This window comes from Bacteriovorax sp. HI3, assembly GCF_059738875.1.
This window is the reverse complement of record NZ_AP026946.1, coordinates 1,561,425-1,582,908: the sequence shown is the minus strand read 5'-3', so window position 1 is coordinate 1,582,908 and position 21,484 is coordinate 1,561,425. Positions and strand designations below refer to the sequence as shown.

Sequence of the window (21,484 nt, the reverse complement as noted above, 5' to 3'; positions counted from 1 at the left end):
TCCTCTCCCCTTAACTTTTAGAAAGCCAACGAAATATTCGTTTATTAAATTCCGGCTCTTTTAGTCCCTTAAAGACACACCCTTTATCGTTGTGTGGACAATACATGCAAAACGAAGGGTTCTTTGAAAATTTTTTTTGATTAATGGTTATCACACTTTCTAAACAATTTATCTCAATAGATTTTTCTATTCTTTCTGGTAAATAAGCTAAAAATAAATCTCTTCCAAAACTACTTTGCGACAGACAAACAACATAAACTGACAACAATAAAAACACATGACTTATTTTATATAAGTTCTCTCGTTTTGTTATTTTATTAATTACAAATTTAATCAAGAAAAAGAACGCTATAAATAGAGGAAGTTCAAAATACCATTGCAAATCCCAAGAACTATTAAAAGGATCGTAACCTCCTTCTTCCTGCCACGTGACTTGAAATTTATCGGCCAATGCTTTTGGATATAATTCGTACCTGGCCCCAAAATAGATATAGAGCTGTAGAATGATAATTATCACTGTCGCAAACAATGCACTAAACGATGTCATTAGAAATGAAATTACTTTTCTTCGTGATAATATTTTCATTAATATAATTCCATCTTTCTATAGCCTTCAATTTCCTTCCAGCTGGTGCTGGAACCAATATCCATAAAAAACCAATTCTCTTTTTAAATAGATTAGGATTCAAATCCTTATCATAACAGTGAGCAGTTTTTTATTCTTCTAAGATGTCTCCGAATATTGTTACTTTTTTATATGATCCAATCCCTGCTCCAGCCCTCAAATTACATACTTCTGGCAATTTTTTTAATTGAAAGTTGATTTTAGATAGGAAAATCATTTTTTTCTCACAATCAATCCAAGCATTCTTAAGAAATTCATTACGACTATTAAAAGTGGTACTCATGATACAATAACGAAAAGAATAAAAACTTATACAAAAGATAACCCAACAACCAATAGTCAGTGCTATCTTTCTTATAAGTCCCGAATAATTATATTTTTTGCTTCGACACAGGAAAAAATACGCAACAACACAAAAAAGCAAAACTAAAAGAATCACTGTCGCCAAAAAAAGAAATAAAAAAATAATTTCTGAGTCATTCTTAAACGGTTCATAAAGCACACATCCTGATCCAACGAAACAGCTTAGATGATAAAAAAAATCAGCAACAGAAGCAGCTGCTGCCGTTAAGACAATGGCAACTACTTGATACATAATAGTTTTTTTATCTCTCAATTAAAACTCCTCAGACTGAAAAAAAATCTAGTCTCAAAGCACAGTCCTTGCCTGAAATAGGTCAGTTCCGACACACCTTTCTTGTTACTATATCACCAAAAAAGTCTGCTGGAGCATCCCATTGAATGTCTTTTTAACTTAATCCCTATTTGTTAAAAACAAACTCATGATCTTCCATTCATTATTAACTTTTTCTAAATCTAATTCGAGATCATTGTAATTATCACATGAATTTTTTATTAGAATATTACGAATAACTGTGAGTGTTTTCACCTGTGCAGTAAAATGATTCTGAGTATGAAAAAGAATGTAATTTGTTGAATTATTCAACATAGATGCTTCTTTTAAGTGACTCCACAACTTAGTATTTTTGTGATTCGCCTTATTTGCAAGTCCTTTTGGGATTGCACTCTCTTCAAGGTTTCGATTGTTCTTTTGATTATAAACTTTACAAGTAAGAGGATCGTCAAAAATAATTCTTCTGTTAACTTTTTCATCTAATGTTTTTTTCAAAGAAGGAGAAGATAATTCCTTTAAACATTCAACACTTTCTTTGCTAGTGCACTCCTCTACCTGTCTTAAAAACACTTGTAGATCTGGATTTTGTCTCAAAACAGTATCTACATTATTCTGGCCACTTCCCGGAGGGAAATAACTTTGAAAACCTACGTTAGAATAGCCACTATCCTTAGAAACAAAAAATATGTTTTTTTCATTATTATACTCAACAACAAAACCTCCATCTAGCATTTGATCAATTTTTACTTCGATACTTTCATCTGAAGGATAGTATTTCAAGAATGAGAACTCAGACAAAACCACACCTTGTGTTTCATTTTGTTTAGGATTTTTTTTAATTAAATCTAAAAAATTTGCGCTCTTACCATTATAAATGACCTCTTCTTTAGATATTATCATCTTACCATTGCTCGATTTAAGGACTTCCCCATTTCCTTTTTTTATAAAAAAACTACCATGGTAACCATCTTGCTTTCCTAAAAAGCGTTCATTCGCAACAATGTTTAAATTCTCCTCGCTCGCGACAGTAAGGTTAATTAACAATAAAAGAATATGCATCAATTCTCCTGTAACAATTCCATTGGACAAGTATTTAGAAGCAGTATAATTTAAAACCTCCAAGAACCGTAAACAAGTCTTGGCATATAATAAGTCAAGGCCATAAAAGATTGTCTATTCTTAATAGTCGCTCCATAACAAATATTTTTCCCATTATACAGCTCGCTATTATAAATTCCCTTATCCAACTTAAATTGATATGCAGGTGTTAAAGACTCAGCAGCTTCTTTAACTCGAATATCCACTGATTTCATCCAATCCAAAAGCTTCGGATCATTCTCCTCTGCATTTTCAACAAAGTTAGGATCCCTATTAATTGTGTCTACCTGTGCATAATTTTTTATTTTTGCGCAGAACATGGCCTTGATTTCTTTTTGATTGTCTTTATAGGCTTCTGCAAACTGAACAACTCTTAGATCTTGATTTCTAATGATGCTCTTATTAACAAAAAAATTATTAAAAGAGCTCAAAGGGATCAAGTAGTCGTCACCCGTTGAAGCAGATATTAAGTAATAGGGGTAATCGGATTCAGAATAAATTAAATTTTTAACTTTGAATTTTTCTCCGATATCAAAAAAAACCACCCGCGTTTTTATCTTATTTTTCCAATTGCCGTATTTATCACGGTCCCAAATATCAAATAAAATACTTAGCTCATTTAAGCTGTTAGTGGTTTCAATACGAGTATTTAAAAATTTGGCCTCTTCCTCTGAAAATTTTGAAAGACCAACCAAACGAATTACATTAGTGAGCTCTTTACCAATATTCTTTCGATCCTCTGAATACTTCGCTTCAAGTTTCTTTAATTTCTCTTCTTTATCTGCTTTTTCCTGAATTTTTCTTTCTTTCTCATATTTGGCCTGCTGCTCTTTTGCCTGTAGCTCGTATTTCCTTCTCATCTCTTCTTCTTTTTCAACCATCTTTCTATTTTGGCGGTTAACCCGATCTTCCAGAGTAATTTGCTCAGATACAGCGGTATTACTTACAAGAAAGATTAATCCTAGGGCCAAACTTGAAACCTTCATAAATATTCCTATTAAAATATTATTTTTTGTTTATATTAATATAATGAAATTAAAAAATTTAATTGCAATCTATTTGTTGCTCTTCTCAATTAATATTTTTTCAAATGAGTGCACCAAGCCCCCCGGCCCTGAGAATGCAGCTCAATGTGCACAAGTATGCAAAGAAGATATAGATTGCAAGGAAGCCAGGATTTGCGGCCAATTCTATTCTATTAATACCAAATATGATGACGTATTCAAAAACTATATCAAACAGTTCCAACCCCAGAGTTGTGAGCCTGATAAGAACGGCAATGTCATCATTAATGGGGTTTGCTATACTCCAAAGTGTGTATCGAATAAGTGCGTTCGTCTAAGTACTACTTGCAGTAAAAATCCTATAAGAATGCAAGCTACTCCAAATTATCAAACCTCATCTCTAAAAACATTTGAAAATTTTATTGGTCCTCACTTTGAGAAGGGGAAAACTTGCACAGTTGAAAGCGTTTTACTTGAAAAATACATTTTCAAAAATAAAAAACAAATAGATCTACCATTTTATAAAACGAAAGTTGTTCTTGAATATGCCCAAGATCAGCTTCAAAGAAAAAATAATAATGACGGGGTTTATTGCTCTGGACTTTACCTAGTAAAGACAATTGAAAAAGACACAGGAGCTGGAAACAATTTCAATGATCAACCTAATCTTCTTGCAGAAATTAAAAATTACTTAATCAAATTTATTACTTACTCTCCAGAAATAGCTGCCACGTTCAATCAAAGGAATCAGGACTACTCATGGCAAATCATTCAAAAATTTAGCACTGATTTAGATTTTTTAAATAAACTCCCATCGGAGTTACTAACATCTTTATATGCCTTAAGAGGAAATACTACTTGGAATCACAGTGAAGCTGATTTTTATTTTAATAAAAGAATCAATGGCATAACTTTGCCTCTATTTGGGCCAGGGCTAAGGATATTCCTAGAAGATAATCCAGATTACTACAATCAAAAGGTTTTGCCGATTTTAAATAAAATAAAACCATCAGAGAGTGCAATTCGAAACATCGTTTCTTATTCAGACGAATCAAATCTCATCCAAACATTAATATCAAAAAAAATAGCCAACCAACATCAAAAAGGAATCATTAACTTTCTTTCGGAAAAAGGAGAAGAGCAATTTAAATGCTCTTTTGCGGAACAGTTTATTTCATATTATTCAGCAGCTACTACACAAAAAGATTATTTGAAATTGTTAGATAGTAAATCAAACTGTATAAAACAAAAAGCTGCTTCTCTTAAAATGATTAGTCGAAAAGATCCAAATGGATGTGACTTCGCCCTAAGCAGTACTAGTATAAGCCAGGCCCATTTTGCGGAATTAAAAAATACAGCAAATAATTGCAAAAAGCTTTGTAATCAAAAATCAGATTGTCTTTCTGTAAATTTAGACTGCTTAAATCCCATCGCCATTAATAATTCATTTAAAGATGACTTTTTAAAACCAAACCCAGCCAATAAGAATCCAATATGTAATGACATAAAAATTATACCAGAAGTTTCTGCTGATTGTATTGCTGGTCTCTGTGAAGTTATCAGCAACAATTGCACTTACCCAAGCTTTACTGAAAGTGTTAAAAAGTTTGTCAATTCAAATGATCTTAATCTTTGTAACGTTGATTCAGAATGTGAGTTAAGTAATGCTCGAGGAAATATATTTCCCCCTATTATGTATGCTTTTTCTATAAAGCAACCTAATAGCAGAGTGGCCATATCGAGTTATGTTTCCAATACTCAAAAATCTTGTACTGCAATCTCGAAGCAATTTTGGGCAACAGAAAGAAATGATGAATTAGGAAAAAGATTTGAGCCGAAATGTATCGATAATAAATGTTTTGCAGTTGCTTACTAAATGGAGATCAAGATGCTTTTAAAGTTGTCTTTCATTTTATTAACTTCAGGTCTATTGCACGCTCAAAGTGTAAATCCTTTCGTTTCTCCATTTGCCGAAAAAATTGATTTATCAGATGAAAACTTTAAAAAAGCTTACGATGAAACGTCTAAAAAATTAATGGCCTTTATAGAATCAAAAGACCCAAAAAAAGATGGTGAATTATTAAAATCATTTAAAAATAGCACCTCATGTATGTTTTCTTTTTTTAGGGCCAGCGATTTTAACTCGCATACCGAAATTTGGGATAGTCTTCTCCAAAATGCGATGCTTCACCCTAATTATGAAGAAAAAATTCAGCAAATTGAAAGCCAAAAAGATAAAGATGACCAGAAGAAGATCGTTTCTCCTGCAGAACTTAGAAAATTTTGTACTTTTCAGATAAACCAAGAAGCCTTAAAGAAAATGGAAAATGATTGGAAATTAAAAGATACTCAAGTCTCAGAAGACTACAGCGCTTTAATGGTATATCTTCCCAAAGCGCATAAGGAATTAAGAGCTAACTTTCAAACAATGAAAGATTTTATTGATGGTATGCGCTTAATGCTTAAAGATAAGACAATTCTAGATAAAGATTCGATCTTGTACAAAGAAATCATTTTTCAACTCTTCTCTCAAATGATTTATCAAAGTGAAGTTACTGTGCCTATGTCTCTAGAAAGAATGTCAAAAGAGTGTCAGCCCTTCATCGACACGATTTATAATAAGAAATGTAAAGATGTAGCTTTATACAAAGATATCCCAGGAAAAAATACGCGCTTAGCCTATTGTCTGGACGATCATCAAAAAGACTTTCCTGTCACCTGCGGTTATAAAAAAATAATTCGTCCGTATTCTGACATATTAAAGCGATGATGATTTCTTATTAACTTTTAGAAACTATCCAATCAAAGAACTTAGTAAAGAAGCTTCCTGTACCACTTGAGCCCGATCCAGATGAAGGCCCAGGGTAAAGACGGATTCCTACCATGGCCTCCCAATCATTCGAGCTCTCATGAAGGTGGTGGTAGTAATCGTAGTTGGCGTAAAGTTGTAGGTATTTTCCTTTCAGAAGTACGACGTCTGCTCCGGCCATTAACCCCTTGCTTGAAAGTCTTCCTAGGTTGTAATCAGTTTTGATGGTTGAGGTTTGAGAAGCACTGTAATTCCCATTAACCTTGGTTTCACTGGAATGAAGAGCATAACCAGCATGAACGTTAAAAAATGAAAAAATCCAATAACCAAAGTGCAGGCCACCAGTGAGACTAGTTCTACTAATATCCCCTTCGATGTTAGAGAATTTTATATCATCTTTTTGAGAAGCGTAGCGGATAAATAAGTTTAACTCGACGTTACTTTCCCAGCGAATTCCCATTAAAGCTTTATAAGAAGGTCCTCCAGGTTTGTAATTTTGATTGTTATCATTCTTTCCATAACCATAAAGTAAAGACCAGCTGGAAGAGTTAATTTTATGTTGTCCACCAGGAGCTGCAAAAAGAGATTGGGACCCAATAAGAAGAAGCATTATAAATAATTTTTTCATAAGATTAAGGCTAATCTATGTTTAATTTTTTACAATGCTTTTGATAGACTTTTTAACTTCTAACAATACCAGACAGGAAGAATCGGAATAGCGATACGTAAATTTGACCTTACTTTTTATAAACCGAAATCCCTGCATTCTTCCACTTATGCGAAATATTCTGAAAACTCTCCGAGTGGCCAAGGAAACAATGCCCGCCAGGCCTTATATTTTTATAAAGCAGCTCATTGACCTTTCCTATCGTATCGGTTTGAAAATAAATCAGTACATTCCGGCAAAAAACGACATCAAAAGGTTCCTCGTCCATTGCCGGGTTTACAAGATTGATCTGCTTAAAAGAAATACTCTCTCTTAATTCAGGCCTGATTCTAAACCAGCCCGCAGCTTCTTTTGTCCCGACAGTCAGCCATTCATGATAAATTTCTGGAATCCCTTCTCGCTCAACGAGAGGATAGACTGCATTCTCGGCAACAGAGAGAACTTTTGTATCAACATCGCTGCCTAGGATAAAAAATTTGCGATCTGGTGGTAGGTGTTTTTTTAAAACAAGTCCCAACGAATAAACCTCTTCCCCTGTTGAAGAGGCCGCACACCACAATCTAAATGTCTCTTCATTTTTCTTTAACCACTCAGGAATGACCTGCTCGATTAAAAAATCAAAATGACCTGCCTCTCTAAAAAAGAATGTCTTATTTGTCGTAAGCATATTCACGAAAGACTGCCACTCAGGATCGTTATTATCCAGATTTTCCAGAAGCTCACGGTATTCGCTATAGTTTGAAAGCGCTCGCGCTTGTAAACGTTTTCTTAAGCGAGTTTTCACTAAGTCAATCTTGACCGGACTTAAGTAAATCCCAGTGCGCTTAAAGATTGCTTCTGAAAAATAATTGAAGTCTGAATCGCTTAAAGAGAGAGAGGGTCCCCCCTCTCTCAATGTTACCTTTACTGCTGAGCTCATAAATTAAACGTCCTTAAAACCGTCGTGGTGGTAGCTAGGAGTGCTGTCGCCAGACACTTTTTTAGCGGCCACTGGTCTTTGAGTATTATAAGACGCTGCTTGCTTTTTTACCGTGTGTTGCTTTAAGTAAGCTACATTAGTTGTGGCAAAATTCTCTTCTTCTTTATGTCCATCCTGACCATTGATTGTCAGAACCAGCTGGCCTACGGCCTTTCTTAAAGACTCTGCCTGAGCTGATAGCTCTTCAGCGGCACTTGCACATTCCTGGCTTGTTGAAGCGTTTTGCTGAGTGGCCTGGTCAAGTTGCCCCATCGCCTTTGTGATTTCATCAACACCCTTTGACTGCTCCTGGCTGGCCGTCGCAATTTCTGCGGCCATGTGAGATACACTTGAAACATTTTGAACGATCTCTTCTAAAACGTCCCCACACTCACGAGCAACCACACCACCTGTTTCAACAGTGTTCTTACCTTCGACAATAAGTTTTTCAACTTTTGTTTTTGTTTCTGAAACGATTTCATTTACTTTATTGATACTGTCATCAAGAAGAGAGCCGATTTCTTTAGCAGCATTTCCACTCATTGCTGCCAGGTTCCCCACCTCTTCTGCAACGACTGCGAATCCTTTTCCATGTTCACCAGCACGGGCCGCTTCAACTGAAGCATTGAAAGAAAGAAGCTTTGTCTGGAAAACGATATCATTGATAACTTTTGTCTTATGACCAATTTCTTCAATCACTTTTACAATTTCAGCAATGCGATTGTTGCTGTAGTTAACTTGTTCCATGATCATTGTATTACTCTTATCAATGGCCCCCATTGAGTTGATCATTTTTTCTACAACTAATTTACCATCGGCGGCTTTTTGTTGAGAGACACCTGATGTTGTTGCTGTCGAGTTTGCGTTATCTGAGTTTTTCGCAACCATTGAGTTCATTTCTTCGATTGATGCAGCAGTTTCTTCTAATGATGCTGCTTGCTCGGTTGTCGCTTGTGAAAGCTCTTCTGCTGATGAAGCAATCTGAGCTGCTGCACTACTTACCTGAGCCGAGCTATCAAAAAGGCTTTTTACAACTTCATTAATTGCATTCGTCACAGATTTTAAAGCAAAGAATGCCACTGTAATTGATAATACGATGGCCGCAACAGAAATGATTAATGTCATCATAATTGCACTAGAAGCAAGTTCATTGGCATGTGCCGACTTTTCTGCAAGTTGGCTTGCCGTCAACTCATTCATTTTTCTGATTTGTTCTCTCATTTTCTGGCGATAGTCTTCAGCAGAAGAAATCTGATCATAAGCTTCCTTATTAAGATTCTTTTGAGCAAGTTCTGCAGTTTTATCTGCGCTCACAATCCAATTATCTAAAGATGCTTTATAATCTGATAAAAATGCTTTTCCTTGATCAGAGGCCATTGAATGATACTCATCCATGCTCTTTGCAATCGACACCTTAGTGTCTTGATAACGTTTTTTAATCAAAACCAATTTTTCTGGATTAGTTTCTAGAATCTGCTCAAACGTAGAAATCGTCAGGACTCGCTGAGCATCCTGGATCTCAGAGGTCAGCTGATCCCTCTTCACATTTATAGTTGTAATTTCATTTAGCTCATTTCTGATTGTCGACATTCGACTAAGACCTAAATAAACACACCCTACAAACGCCACGATCAATAAAGACAAAATAGCCCACACTTTGCGGCTCAAACTCCACTTACTCATAATTCCCCCTATGAATGTTAATCATTAAGCAACTTGCTTTAAATTCTTTTGCGATAAAATTTGTCGATCTGAAATATTAAGCATCAGCTCAACATCCAGGCTTAAAATAAGACGGTCCCCTTTTTTGGCGACTTCTCTGATACAAGAATGCTTTAGGGCATTATCTGAAAAAGTTGCGGCCACAACTTCATTTGATGAAAAGACCAAAACACAATTAATCGAGTCTACAACTAGCCCAACGCACGAAGTTCCATAATCGAGAATAATAATAGATGTCTCTGGGCCGTCTGCGTGTGTAAGTAAACCTAACTTTACCCTAAGATCTATTATAGGAATGATTTGTCCACGCAGATTAATGACTCCCTTGAAATAAGCAGGAGATTGTGGAATTGGCGTTGTTCCTGTCATACCAATCACCTCTTTTACGCTTAAAAGAGGTAAAGCATACTCTTCGTTTTTGATAGAAAAAACCAAGTGCCTCAATCCGTTATCTTCCATAGATGCAAAAGCATCTCTACCTGAAGCCTCTTCAGTTTTATTCATCTCTTCCTCCCTTAATTTGTCTTACATATTGCTTATCGGCCCTCAATTTAAAAACTTTAAGGATAAATCCATATTGGAATAAAAATATGGACATAAACTTATGGATATAAAATCATAAGTATAGGTATCCTGATATATAGGAGGTATTTCGATGGGCAGAAATATCAAAGGTATAAAGGACAAGGAGCTAAAAACCCTTATCAGCAACCTGGCAAAGAATTTAAAGAAGGCCAGGCTGGAAAAAGGGCTCACAATGCAGGAACTGGCGACTGCGGCAAAAATTGCAACTTCTACTGTATGGGAACTTGAAAACGTAAAGGCGGAAGACTTTAGAATGAGTACCATAACTGCAATTGCGAATCAGTTAGGAGTCTCACCGCTGTCTTTAATAGGGAAATAATTTTTTTTTATTTCTTTTGTAAATAAATATACCTTTTAATGACGATATTCAGTTTTTACAAATGATATATCGTTTTCTTGAACAAAAATTAATAACTCGCTATTACATCAATTCTCTGCCAGAACTGGCACAAGCATCAATTTTGGCTCAGCGACAGGAGCTTCATTTTTTTCCAATGCCGAGGTAACTTTCGAATAGGTCACATACCCAACACCCATATCAACCAGTGCGATAGCATAACCTACGAGTTTTAATTTAGGATTTCCTTTCTTTAAGGCCATCTTTTCAAAATACTCCAGCGCCTTTAAATCAATCTGCACTTGTGCATTTCCGACGACAGTCTCCCATGCCGTATCAAAAGCGACGCGAGATATATTGGCATCATCTTTAAGAGCGAAGTTCACAATTGATGAGTTCGTAATCGCCACTGCTCCACTGGCCATAAAACGCGCCTTAGTGGTTTTAAGATTTTTTGAAATACCAGTCATAAGAATTGTATCTGTCGTCATGAATCCTACGTTCTGAATCACTTCAGGGTTAGTCGCTAAATTTTTTGCCATGACTAGCGGATTAGGATCATAAATTTCATCATAACGGGCCACGGCCTCTGAGCCCATCTGTACTCCTGTATTGAGAGCAATGTACTGCCATTCAGACTTTGCTCCTTTAAGGATTTTCTTCGGCCACTTAATAGACTTTGCCAGATACAGCCGAAGACGTTGTTTCATCTTCTGTGATTTGATGGTCGCAGTTAATGCTTTTTTATAAGTTGCGACAGTTAAAGCAGTGACAACTTCTTTTTCTGCGACTTTCATTCCAAACTTCGCTTTGGTACTCGCCACTTTATCTTTTAGTATTGATAGACGGCTCTCAATCGCGACCTTTTGTTTTTCAAAGAAACCAATCAAGGTTTCTTTTACTGTTGTAACGAATGCCGTTTCTGAGGCTATTAAGCCGACTTTTGCCAGGATTTTAGCTCCCCAGTTAAGCACAACACCGCCCGTGATCCAAAGACCAATATCTGCGAAAGCATAACCCCAGAAAGTTTTCTTTCCAAAGGTCTCCATGCGGTTTGCAAGATCTTTAAACCCCATAGAAATGAGTTCATGGTGATACTGTATTTGATTGTAGGTATAGGCAGAACCAAAGTTCGCCATATCATCTTCAAATTGAATACGCATCTCTTCTAAGTCCATCCAGTCGCGGTAATACTCTTCCTGGACATCCACTCCAGCACTTACTGATAAAAAGAGATAACTTAAAAGGCTTGAAGCTGCCGAGCTGGCATACATCGTAAATGTTGAGCGGTATTTTTTGACTAAGATATCACCTAAAACATCTGTCCCCGTAGGGTCAGATCCTTCTAGTCTCACTAAGTCGATTCCTTGTTTAGTGATTAAAAACCATGAATCGATTTTTCCATTTCCGTCGATATCACGGCCGAAACCAATAACAGGATTAATCTTACTGGCGAAGCGAGGAATCCCTGCGGCCTCAATGCGCACTTCAAACTCACCATTATGGTTAGTGTATTTAGTAAGGGCTACTTTAAACTCTCCCCCATAGGCGTCATGAAGCACGGTCTTTATAGTCACGGGTTTTTCTGCGGAGTACACAACTCCACTTTGAACACCTAAAAATAGTAATGCAAAGACTGCTATCCATCTTTTCATAAAAATATGCCTCATTCGTAGGTGTCAGAAGCAAGTTTTAGACCCAAACCTGAAGTCATCTTTTTAAAGGGTTATAAACTATATGGTGTCTATACTTTTGACAGTGTGATGAGAGATTCAACACCGAAGCTTAAACAAAAATTAAATTCAATGAGTCTTTCTCCTTAGGTACAAATATGAAGGCACATCATTCTTAAGGAGATTTATGCTCACAGAAAGGCAGGCCAGAGAAAAAAACTACTACGAAAAATTCGCTCTCACGTTTGATCCAACCAAGCATATCGACCTCTCTCCCGTTGAAGGAAAAGAGCAGAGACCCTGGAATAGTTACTGGAGAACGTATGAACTCTCAAAGAAACATTATCAGTCGATTTACCACACACCAGTTACACTTCTGGATTTCGGGTGTGGCCCCGGTGACAATGCTTTGAGATTTTCAAAGATTGGCTACCAGGTCACTGGCCTTGATATCTGTGAAGAAAACGTAAAAAACTGTCGCGAGATTTTCTCCCTTTATCCAACAGACGAGCGCGCGCATTTTGTGGTCTGTGCGGCCGAAAGTCTTCCTTTTACAGATCACTCTTTTGATACAATTGTCGGTATTGATATTCTTCATCACGTCGATATCGAAGCAGCAATGAATGAAATTCATCGCGTGCTCAAAGAAAATGGTATCGCTATTTTTAGAGAGCCTCTGGATGTTCCTTTACTAGACAGGCTAAGAAATACCAAACTTCTTAAAAAACTTTTTCCAAATACTCCCTCACTCGATCATCACATCACTGAAGATGAAAGAAAACTTAACTCAGAAGATTTAAAACTCATTCGTAAAAAGTTTCCTGATATGAAAGTTGAAAGAAGTCTTATTCTTTCGAGACTTGATAAATTTATCAGGCAACCGGGAGATAAGAGAGCAAGCTGGCTTGAGAAAATGGATTATTTCTTAAGCAAGCTTGTTCCCTATTGGAGTTATCTTGGTGGGGCCGCAGTGATCATCGTTAAGAAAAAAACAATGATGAGCTTCATTCCACTGTTACCCACACTGATCCTACACCATTATTTCTAACCATACGGTTAAAGATATAAGCATTGTCCGGGTGTAAGCGAATGCATCCATGAGAAGCCGGTTTTCCTAGCATCGGCCAGTTTCCTCTGGTTGTTCCGTGAATGGCATACCCTCCATAAATAAAGACAGCGTAAGGCATATTACCAAGCCCATTGTAGTCACCGCCTGGCCAGGTGGTTGATGAGTATCGGTCATAAATTCTTCCATTGGGGTTTTGATCCATCGCTGGTGTTCTATAACCTGACATACCAGTTGAGACCAGCCAGACATAAGTGACGACTCCATCGACGTAGAGATACATCATCTGTTCTGCACGTATGATTCGCGCCCAGACAGGGCATGCGCTTTGATAACACCAACCTTTTTCCTGCTCACCTTCGCTAATAAAAGGCGACTCGCCGGTTTCTTCGGTGTAGCGCTCGTCATAATATTGGAGGATTTCTTCAATGTGTGGGTCGCGAGGATCTAATTCATCGAGGATATTGTAGGGCCTGCTTTCGGTCCCATGGACAAGGTTAAGAGAGCAAATCACAAAAATAGACAGGATAAACGACTTCATTGTTCACTCCTAATGTTTTAAATTAAAAGTGATGCTTCGATCCCATCTACGAATGAAAGGCCATCCTAGGCCAATTTAGGAAATGATGGATCCAGTTGATCCGCAACATTTCTTTGGTAGAGTTCTGCGACTGTATGATATTTGGCAGACACTGGACCATTTAGGAGTGTTACGGTCAAGAATGCTAGGATTAAAACTTTCATACATCACCTTTTGTGTAGTTGGAGGGGCTCCCTCTTCTCTTCTTCGGAGTTGCAAAGCAGATACCGTCCTTTTTCATTGGTTAGTGTGACAATTTGTCCCAGATTCGCTGGCATTTCCTATGCAGAAAGATACTCAGGAGGAAAATCGCACCATGAAAAAAATACGCATCGACAGTAAAAACCAAGCAAATGTCATCGGTAACAAAATAAGAAAAAAGGAGAAATTAGGAAATAGAAATGAATTGATAAAGAAAATGAAGGGCCTCACTCGAAGATGAGGCCCAAAAGAGAAATTAAAGTTTTGATTCAATCATTAGAGAAAGAAGTTTTGTTAGTTTCTCAAGATCCCCGTAAGAGATGTTGTGGAACATAGAAATTCTAAACTGGTTTCTTCCCAGTTTTCTGTATCCATCAATCCCGTAAACATATTTTTTCTTTTCAAGATACTTAATTACGTCATCAACGTTAACTTTTGAATCAACATCGATTGTCGCTACTGCGATTGAACGGAATTGTTTTTCTTCGATGAAACATGAAAGGTATGGCTTAGACTCTGCCCATGAATAAAGCAGGTCTGCTTTCTTCTGTGAAAGTTTTTGGATTTCTGCGTATCCAAGCTCGTTCATTCTCTTGACTTGTTCATTCATAATGAAAATTGTTGCAAGTGCAGGAGTATTGTAAGTTTGATTAGCCTCAGAATTTGTGATTGCATGCTCCCAGCTCATGATGTCTGGAATGTAACGAGACTTATCTGCTGCGATTTTCTTTGCACGCGCCTGAGCTTTTGGCGACATAATCGCAACCCATAGTCCTCCATCAGAAGCGAAAACCTTTTGTGGAGAGAAGATGAAAAGGTCAGTTTTAGAAACGTCACAAGGACATTGTCCAGCTCCAGATGTTGCATCAACAGCAAGAATTGTATTGGCATCAACTACTGGAAGTTCTGAAATCTGAACACCTGTTGATGTTTCGTTAAGAGTGACAGCGATCATATCTGATCCTGCGACAGCTTTACCGTTGATCCCTTTTCCGAATGGAACGGCAACTTGTTCTGCTGTAATCCATGGAACAAGCTTAGAAGCTTTATACCATTTCTCAGAGAACTCTCCACATGTGAAGTGAGTGACTTTCTTTTCAACGATCCCTAGAGCGATCATATCAAAAAGAAGTGTTGCTCCACCATTTCCTAAAGCTACAAGGTAGCCTTCTGGAAGGTTGAAATATTTTTTGATTCCGTCTTGAAGTTCTTTTACAACGTTTTTTACACCTGGCTTTCTATGGCTTGTTCCCATGAATTCGTGGCCGGTTTTTGCCAGTCTTTCTAAAAATTCTGTTGGTACAAGAGAAGGCCCTGAACCAAAACGTGGGTCACTTGGAATAAGTTCTTTTGGCATTTCGAAATTATCAAACATAGTCATGTCCTTTGCGATGGGGATTATTTCGTGAGCAATAAGGTAAATTTTCTTAGACATTTTAACTTATCTTTTGACAGAATACTAAGCGATTATGAAGAAAATAAAATACCTGACACTAATGCTTTTTATCAGTACTCCGCTCTTTGCTGCGACCAGCAGTGCGGGCCCAACTTCGAGGGATTTAAACTTCTCACTGGGGAATCTCTGCGAATACGTAGGAAAAATTCAGACAGATGGCGAAGGAAAGTCTAATACATGCAGCTTTCTTCCAACTCTCGCTGGAAGTTATGACATCTTTCTAACGAAGGAATTAGCTCTTTCTCCACAGCTTGGCGCAACCCTTCCCAAGACTGGTCGCGATGAAAATATCAAGCGTATGACCCTCTTTGCTCTCTTAAACGGCAAGTATAAGACGTCTTACCTGACTTTTATTGCAGGAGCAGGTCTCTACTTCACCAGAATCTGGGGACCGGGAGGAGATGAAGAACTCAATAACGGCAATAGCACCGATTCATTCCCTCTTCCTAAAGACCCGGTCTACTCGAGAAACTTTATTGTGAACCTAGGCGCTGGCTACGACTTTAATACGACCTGGTCTGCTGAACTCTATACCTATGTCTTTAACGCTCTAGAAAGCGAAGACAGGGCCTTTAGTGTTGGCGCTACACTCTCTTATCACTTTGGAGACGTCCTATGAAATACACTCTAGCGACCCTTGGGCTTCTTCTGACACTTAATGCTTCAGCGTTTACTCTGAACAATTCTGCCAAGCTGACTTTTGCTCAAGACGAAGTCAAAGTAAATCTCGCAGGAGGATTCTGCGCGAATCTTGGTATCACAGATGAAGAGTTCATGAGTATTATCGGCAAGGCCGTCGATAGTTTCTGGAACAAATCACCAACCAGCCGATTGAAACTGAGAAAAGGAAGTATCGTGAACGTCGATTCAGCTTTTCATACTGATACGATTTGCACTCCATCGACGAATTGTACTCCAAACCCTGACCTGGAAGTTTCCAGCGATATCCTCATCAGTTGCAACACTAACGTTTCAAACTTTTCCAGCGCTGCTATTTTAGGAGTGACTATTCCCAACAATGTCAGTGGCGACACTATTTATGGATCGTTGGTTTTAATCAACGATCAAGCTAATAATCAGTTTAAAAATAAATCGGCCGAACAAAAAGCTTCTATCATCGCCCACGAACTAGGCCATGCTTTTGGACTCGGGCACTCTCCGGTAGAAGACTCGCTAATGTATTATGCAACGATGGCCAACAGAAAAAACCTGGGCCGCGATGATATTGATGGTATCTCTTACCTGTATCCTAAAAAACAGCCTTTTAGTGGCTGCGGGACTGTAGATTTTAATGGCGGAGATAAACCCAATTACTGGGGCGGGCTTTTTATTGGATTTGCCCTGATCTCACTTGCTGAATTAATGAGAAAAAAAAGAGCGGTTTAAAACCGCTCTCTTTTATTTTTTGTATTTGAAACTTCTTCCGCGTTTTGCGCATTCTTTCTCGTACTCATCAAGCCACGTCTTTTCTTGTTCAGAAAGCATATTGAAATCAATCAGGTCGTGATCAAATCCAACATACACCATGTTCTTAAAGCGAAGCATGTTCTTGTACTCCGGGTGGCGCTCAACTGTTGCTACGTTTTCTAAACGGACTCCACCAAAACCTGGAATATAAATCCCCGGCTCGATTGACCCAACCGTGTTTTCTCTCAGTGGAACGTTTGACGTTGTTGAAAGCCTGAAGCCTCCTTCGTGAACGTTGATCCCTACTCCGTGACCTGTTCCGTGGTTGTAATTTAAACCAGCTTTAAAGATCGGCTGTCTCGCTACACCATCAACCACTGATCCCCATGTCCCTTCCGGGAACACAGCATTTAGTGTGTGAAGAATAGACTGAAGAACAAGAGTGTAGACTTCCTTTTGGCGAGGACTTGCTTCGCCTCCACTTAGAAAAGCTCTCGTCGTATCAGTGGCATATCCAGATTCAAAGTATCCACCAGAATCAAGAAGAACCATTTCATTTTTCTTAAACGCTACGTCTGCGCTTGGGCTTCCGTAGTGAATGATTGAAGAGTTAGGTCCAAAAGCAGCAATCGTATTAAAGCTTTGGTCCAAAGCCCCGTTGTTTTTATAGAACTCATTGGCCTTATGGTAGAAATCAAGCTCTGAGAAGCTCGCTCCATTTTTAATGCTTTCTTTTACCCAAAGAATCGTTTCATAGATAGCAGTGTCTGCTTTATTGAAAGAGTCTTGCATTGCTTGAAGTTCCGCTTCGTTTTTTAAAGCGTGAAATGGAACTAATCCTTCTGGTCTGTTGATCATTTTATCAACACCGAAGTGAGCGCTTAGTTTTAAGTAGTCCGCTGCGTTTGTTGAATTAGCTGAATAGAAAATCTTGTTGAACTTATAAGTTGTCTCACCAGATTTTTTCTTCCACTCCGTTTCGTATTCATTTACTAACGCCAGAAATTTTTCCAGCTCAGAGAATTTTCCAATTGAAAGATCGATCACATCGCTTTGGATCTCCCCTTCAATGTGCTCCATTAATAAATAAACGCGTTCGCGAGTCGCTAGTGCTTTTGCTCTAAACGTACTCTGGCTTGGCATTTCATAACGGCGCATGTTTGTTAACCATGCGATTGAATCAAGGGCGCTGATAAAAAAAGCTTCACCGTCATTTAAAATGCGCTCAAGCTTACTCTTTGTTGTCTCACCCACAAGTGAAAGCGGAAGCTCCATGATTTTCTTATTGAAAGAAAAATCCTGAAACGAAATCACTTTTGTCAGTTCAGCGTTGTTGAACGCTTCTGTTTTAAGTTGAGTTTTAAAATCGTTGTAAAGAGAAAGCTCAATGCGGTCTCCTTCAACACCTAGAGATTTTAGTTTGCGAGAGTTGATCGCCTCTTTCATCGCCTGACGAAGTCCTGTCCCGTAAGGAACTTTGAAAACTTCTACAAGAGAGAGATCGCACTCAAGGTCTGCCTGCTCATAATAGCGGCCATCGATAAAAAGCATCACTCGCCCTTCTAAAGGGACAATCACTTCGGCCGTTGAGCCGGTAAAACCTGTGACGTAGTAGCGGTGACAGTCGGCCAGAGGCACATATTCATTCAAAAAAATGTCCGAGCTCGATAGGTAGAAGCCATCAAGCTTCTTTGATTTCATGAATGATTTCAAAGCGTTAATGTTGTTTTTGAGTTCCGTATTTCCAAGAAAACCAGTCTTTGCCATAAACTATACCTTTTTAGTTAAGTTCTTTTCTGAATCTGCCGATAAAGCGTTCACGATTATAACCCAACACAGAGTGCTTATGAAACCAAAACTCCACCCGGTTTACATTATTATTGGACTGTTTCTTTTCAAAGTAGGAATTATCGACAATTTCCGCTTTCACGGAAACAATTCAAACGCTGAAAGACGTGTAGCAAGTATCGAAGAATCGAGAAAAGCTAGCCGCAACTAAGAGGGTGTTCCCAGAAGTTTGACGAACGTTTCACCACGCTGAGCGTAGTTTTGAAATTGATCAAACGATGGGAATGCCGGAGAAAAAAGTAAAACTCCTTTGTCGGCACCATAATTCTCTCTAAGAAACTTCAATGTTCCTTCCAAAGTATCCTTCTTTTGATAAGACACTTTCCCCTTGATCTCACTCTCAATTTCCGCACCCATTTCACCAATTAAGTAAAAATGCGCGACTCTTGATTTTAAGAAATCCAGGTGAGGAAGAATTGAATCCCCATGCCCTCTCTTTTTTCCGCCAATGATTAAGTGAATAGGAAGATTGAAATCCTCCATCGCTTTTACTGCAGTCATCGTCGCATCCCAGTTCGTGCTTTTAGCATCGTTGTATGCGCGAAAAGATGGAAGACCTACGACTTTATCAACGTATTCAATGCGGTGATGAACACCAGCGAATGTATCAATTGAATGCTGGATGGCCTTTGGTGAAAGACCTAAGCTCTTTGCTGCTTTTAGAATGAAGGCCAGGTTTACTTTGTTGTGAATTCCTGGAAGTTTAAAATTCCCAATAGGAAAATCAATTTCTGGAGCTTCTGTATTAATGGAAAGTTTTTTTCCTTTCTGAGTCTCTGCCCATTTTTTAATGATAGGAAAATCTTCCGGATAAATTAGCACATCGTTTTCAGTGAAACGATTAGTGATAAAAAATTTCGAACGCCCGTACTCTTCAATCGTCGCGTAGCGCTCTCCATGATTTTGAAAGAGGTTTAAGATCATTGCCACATTCACATGGAAATGATCAATACTCTCCAGCTGAAAACTAGAAAGCTCAAGCAGAATAAAGTCCGCGTGATTTTTGTTTTTTAAAACATCGTAAGCGTAATCGCAAAATGGAACCCCAATGTTTCCACCGACAAAAACTTTTTTCTGATCGGCTTCAATCATCTCGCCTAAGAAAGTTGTCGTCGTCGTTTTACCGTTGGTACCAGTGATACCAATCAGAGGTCTTAAAAAGTTATTGGCCTCAAGGTATTGGTACGCGAGTTCAATTTCTCCCCACACCGGAATGTTTTTATCCAAAAGTGGTTTAAGAAGTTTGTGGTCGCGAGGAATACCCGGGCTCAGGATCACCAGATCAACTGAATTTAATTTAGCTGGCAAGGCAGGATCAGTTTCAGAAAAACAGGCCTCTTTAGAGACAAAATCAAGCACTCCCTGACTCTTGGCCCATGAAGTAACTTCGCCTCCATTGATGGCGATCAGATCGCCTTCAAGGGCCTTAACAAAACGAAGGGCCGAGAGTCCAGAAACACCCATCCCATAAACTGCAATTCTTTTATTTTTTAGTGTAAACATGCTATCAAGTATAGCCTATGAACTATAAAAGTCACGCTATGAAACTCCTGGATTTCGTCAATCTCTACGCTCCGATGTGGAAGGAAGAGATTATGAATGAATACCCGGAAACCATTCATGACTACCCTCGCGAATGGATTGATCTCCTGGACTCTTTAAGTGAAAAAGAGCTTTATGACGTGGATTGTAAGCGCGATATTCCCGCCCTTGCCGGCAGCTCTTTTAGAGAATTCGTGCAGACCATCAAGACTTTGACCGAAGTTCCAAAGATCCCTGAGTCCCCAGAGCTTCCACTGGAAATGTGGGCCTTCCATGGGGTGAAGAAAAAGAAAAAGCATGAAATCCAAAAGATCGTACCGGTCTTAAAAAATCTCCGCGATCATAGTCACTTTGATTACGTTGTCGATATTGGCGGTGGCGTGGGCCATCTTTCCCGCGTCCTTTCCCACTACCACCAGATCCCTTCGATCTCCATTGACCAAAACAGCGAGTTCCAGGAAATTGGAAAAGAGCGTTTGAAAAAATTCAGAAAACTCGATGGCGCTAAAGATGTGACGTTCATGAACCTGACCTTTGGCCGTCCAGAAGATCAGAGCGCTTTAGAAAAAGTGTTTCATGAAAAATCCGTGAGCCTTGGTCTGCATACGTGCGGACCACTGGCCAATAAACTTATCCAAAACACAATTGATCATCACTCAATGGGGCTTTTAAATTTTGGGTGCTGCTATTACAGAATTAATCCGGAAGTCGATTTTCCTCTTTCAAGCTTCTACAAAGAAAATAACTTCACTCGCCTGAATCTTTTTGGATTGAGTCTCGCTACCAGGTCTCATGCAGCGATGGAGCTTTCAACTTATCAAACGAAAGAGCGAGTTAAAAATTATCGTTATGCCCTTCATCTCTTTTTGATGAAACACTATAACAATAAGTACGCTACCGATGTCGGTGAATGCCAAATCCAAACTTACTGGAAGCCTTTCCAGTTCTACATCAGAGAAAAACTGGCCGAGCTCAAAATCGAACACACATTTTCAGATGACTACTTCAATGAATTCTACGCCGATCCCTCTCTTCAAAGAGAGCTTCGTGTGATGTTTTTATGCAACATCATCCGTTGGCAACTAGGTCGCGCGCTGGAAGTTTACCTGCAACTGGATCGCTGTCTATACCTGGAAGAAGAAGGTTATGATGTGAAACTTGAACAGTATTTCGACGAGGAACTCTCTCCTCGCAATCTGGGCATCCTGGCGCTTTTAAAAAAGGCCTAACCTTTAAGCTTACTTAAAACGAACTCCATCATTTTTGAAATCG

Annotated in this window: 21 protein-coding genes; 8 read left to right on the top strand and 13 right to left on the bottom strand. The window is 38.5% G+C overall.

Translation table 11 applies throughout. The annotated features are described in order from the left end of the window. Positions 1 to 10: 10 nt before the first annotated feature. The 4 genes from AC6JA8_RS07900 to AC6JA8_RS07885 form a co-directional block, all read right to left on the bottom strand. Positions 11 to 586, bottom strand: coding sequence for a hypothetical protein (locus AC6JA8_RS07900; protein ID WP_497976581.1), 576 nt, complete (start codon positions 584 to 586; stop codon positions 11 to 13). A 130-nt stretch (positions 587 to 716) separates the two neighbouring features. Further along, positions 717 to 1,241, bottom strand: coding sequence for a hypothetical protein (locus tag AC6JA8_RS07895; RefSeq protein ID WP_497976580.1), 525 nt, complete (start codon positions 1,239 to 1,241; stop codon positions 717 to 719). A gap of 138 nt (positions 1,242 to 1,379) precedes the next feature. Continuing rightward, positions 1,380 to 2,318, bottom strand: coding sequence for a hypothetical protein (locus AC6JA8_RS07890; RefSeq protein WP_497976579.1), 939 nt, complete (start codon positions 2,316 to 2,318; stop codon positions 1,380 to 1,382). Between the two features lie 50 nt (positions 2,319 to 2,368). Next, positions 2,369 to 3,343 (bottom strand): hypothetical protein, encoded by a 975-nt coding sequence (locus tag AC6JA8_RS07885; RefSeq protein WP_497976578.1) that lies wholly within the window; start codon positions 3,341 to 3,343, stop codon positions 2,369 to 2,371. A 43-nt stretch (positions 3,344 to 3,386) separates the two neighbouring features. Here AC6JA8_RS07885 and AC6JA8_RS07880 point away from each other — a divergent pair, with 43 nt between their 5' ends. Further along, positions 3,387 to 5,237: a hypothetical protein gene (locus AC6JA8_RS07880; protein ID WP_497976577.1), complete on the top strand. Its 1,851-nt coding sequence runs from the start codon at positions 3,387 to 3,389 to the stop codon at positions 5,235 to 5,237. A 12-nt stretch (positions 5,238 to 5,249) separates the two neighbouring features. Then, the gene (locus AC6JA8_RS07875; RefSeq protein ID WP_497976576.1) at positions 5,250 to 6,131 is read left to right on the top strand and encodes a hypothetical protein; all 882 of its coding nucleotides are present in this window, start codon (positions 5,250 to 5,252) and stop codon (positions 6,129 to 6,131) included. 10 nt (positions 6,132 to 6,141) lie between these two features. Here AC6JA8_RS07875 and AC6JA8_RS07870 read toward each other — a convergent pair whose 3' ends face one another. The 4 genes from AC6JA8_RS07870 to AC6JA8_RS07855 form a co-directional block, all read right to left on the bottom strand. Further along, the gene (locus AC6JA8_RS07870) at positions 6,142 to 6,798 is read right to left on the bottom strand and encodes a hypothetical protein (RefSeq protein ID WP_497976575.1); all 657 of its coding nucleotides are present in this window, start codon (positions 6,796 to 6,798) and stop codon (positions 6,142 to 6,144) included. 109 nt (positions 6,799 to 6,907) lie between these two features. Further along, entirely contained in the window at positions 6,908 to 7,756 is an 849-nt protein-coding gene (locus tag AC6JA8_RS07865) for a CheR family methyltransferase (protein ID WP_497976574.1), read from the bottom strand. 3 nt (positions 7,757 to 7,759) lie between these two features. After that, positions 7,760 to 9,478 carry a HAMP domain-containing methyl-accepting chemotaxis protein gene (locus AC6JA8_RS07860; protein ID WP_497976573.1) on the bottom strand — a complete coding sequence of 573 codons (1,719 nt, stop codon included), beginning with the start codon at positions 9,476 to 9,478 and terminating at the stop codon, positions 7,760 to 7,762. A gap of 24 nt (positions 9,479 to 9,502) precedes the next feature. Then, positions 9,503 to 10,021, bottom strand: coding sequence for a chemotaxis protein CheW (locus AC6JA8_RS07855; protein ID WP_497976572.1), 519 nt, complete (start codon positions 10,019 to 10,021; stop codon positions 9,503 to 9,505). Positions 10,022 to 10,172: 151 nt separating this feature from the next. On the opposite strand from AC6JA8_RS07855, the gene AC6JA8_RS07850 reads away from it, so the two are divergent. Beyond that, a complete protein-coding gene (locus tag AC6JA8_RS07850; RefSeq protein WP_497976571.1) occupies positions 10,173 to 10,421 on the top strand; it encodes a helix-turn-helix domain-containing protein in 249 nt (82 codons plus the stop codon). A gap of 107 nt (positions 10,422 to 10,528) precedes the next feature. Here AC6JA8_RS07850 and AC6JA8_RS07845 read toward each other — a convergent pair whose 3' ends face one another. Continuing rightward, on the bottom strand, positions 10,529 to 12,094 hold the full coding sequence (locus AC6JA8_RS07845) for a hypothetical protein (RefSeq protein WP_497976570.1): 1,566 nt from the start codon (positions 12,092 to 12,094) through the stop codon (positions 10,529 to 10,531). A 205-nt stretch (positions 12,095 to 12,299) separates the two neighbouring features. Here AC6JA8_RS07845 and AC6JA8_RS07840 point away from each other — a divergent pair, with 205 nt between their 5' ends. Continuing rightward, on the top strand, positions 12,300 to 13,160 hold the full coding sequence (locus tag AC6JA8_RS07840; RefSeq protein ID WP_497976569.1) for a class I SAM-dependent methyltransferase: 861 nt from the start codon (positions 12,300 to 12,302) through the stop codon (positions 13,158 to 13,160). On the opposite strand, the gene AC6JA8_RS07835 is transcribed toward AC6JA8_RS07840, so the two are convergent. Continuing rightward, on the bottom strand, positions 13,117 to 13,719 hold the full coding sequence (locus AC6JA8_RS07835) for a L,D-transpeptidase (protein WP_497976568.1): 603 nt from the start codon (positions 13,717 to 13,719) through the stop codon (positions 13,117 to 13,119). The two genes, AC6JA8_RS07840 and AC6JA8_RS07835, sit on opposite strands and share 44 nt — an antisense overlap. 496 nt (positions 13,720 to 14,215) lie before the next feature. Beyond that, the gene (locus tag AC6JA8_RS07830; protein ID WP_497976567.1) at positions 14,216 to 15,334 is read right to left on the bottom strand and encodes an aminotransferase class V-fold PLP-dependent enzyme; all 1,119 of its coding nucleotides are present in this window, start codon (positions 15,332 to 15,334) and stop codon (positions 14,216 to 14,218) included. A 94-nt stretch (positions 15,335 to 15,428) separates the two neighbouring features. Here AC6JA8_RS07830 and AC6JA8_RS07825 point away from each other — a divergent pair, with 94 nt between their 5' ends. After that, entirely contained in the window at positions 15,429 to 16,034 is a 606-nt protein-coding gene (locus AC6JA8_RS07825) for a hypothetical protein (protein ID WP_497976566.1), read from the top strand. After that, entirely contained in the window at positions 16,031 to 16,801 is a 771-nt protein-coding gene (locus AC6JA8_RS07820) for a matrixin family metalloprotease (RefSeq protein WP_497976565.1), read from the top strand. The genes AC6JA8_RS07825 and AC6JA8_RS07820 overlap by 4 nt, the downstream gene beginning before the upstream one ends. 12 nt (positions 16,802 to 16,813) lie before the next feature. Here the strand turns inward: AC6JA8_RS07820 and AC6JA8_RS07815 are convergent, their stop codons facing one another. Continuing rightward, the gene (locus tag AC6JA8_RS07815) at positions 16,814 to 18,589 is read right to left on the bottom strand and encodes a M24 family metallopeptidase (protein WP_497976564.1); all 1,776 of its coding nucleotides are present in this window, start codon (positions 18,587 to 18,589) and stop codon (positions 16,814 to 16,816) included. A gap of 79 nt (positions 18,590 to 18,668) precedes the next feature. Between AC6JA8_RS07815 and AC6JA8_RS07810 the strand changes: the two genes are divergently transcribed. Further along, on the top strand, positions 18,669 to 18,821 hold the full coding sequence (locus AC6JA8_RS07810) for a hypothetical protein (protein ID WP_158649614.1): 153 nt from the start codon (positions 18,669 to 18,671) through the stop codon (positions 18,819 to 18,821). Here the strand turns inward: AC6JA8_RS07810 and murD are convergent. Then, positions 18,818 to 20,173 carry a UDP-N-acetylmuramoyl-L-alanine--D-glutamate ligase gene (murD, locus tag AC6JA8_RS07805; RefSeq protein WP_497976563.1) on the bottom strand — a complete coding sequence of 452 codons (1,356 nt, stop codon included), beginning with the start codon at positions 20,171 to 20,173 and terminating at the stop codon, positions 18,818 to 18,820. The two genes, AC6JA8_RS07810 and murD, sit on opposite strands and share 4 nt — an antisense overlap. Before the next feature lie 17 nt (positions 20,174 to 20,190). On the opposite strand from murD, the gene AC6JA8_RS07800 reads away from it, so the two are divergent. After that, positions 20,191 to 21,441, top strand: a complete 1,251-nt coding sequence (locus AC6JA8_RS07800) for a methyltransferase (protein WP_497976562.1) — start codon at positions 20,191 to 20,193, stop codon at positions 21,439 to 21,441. Positions 21,442 to 21,484 lie beyond the last annotated feature (43 nt).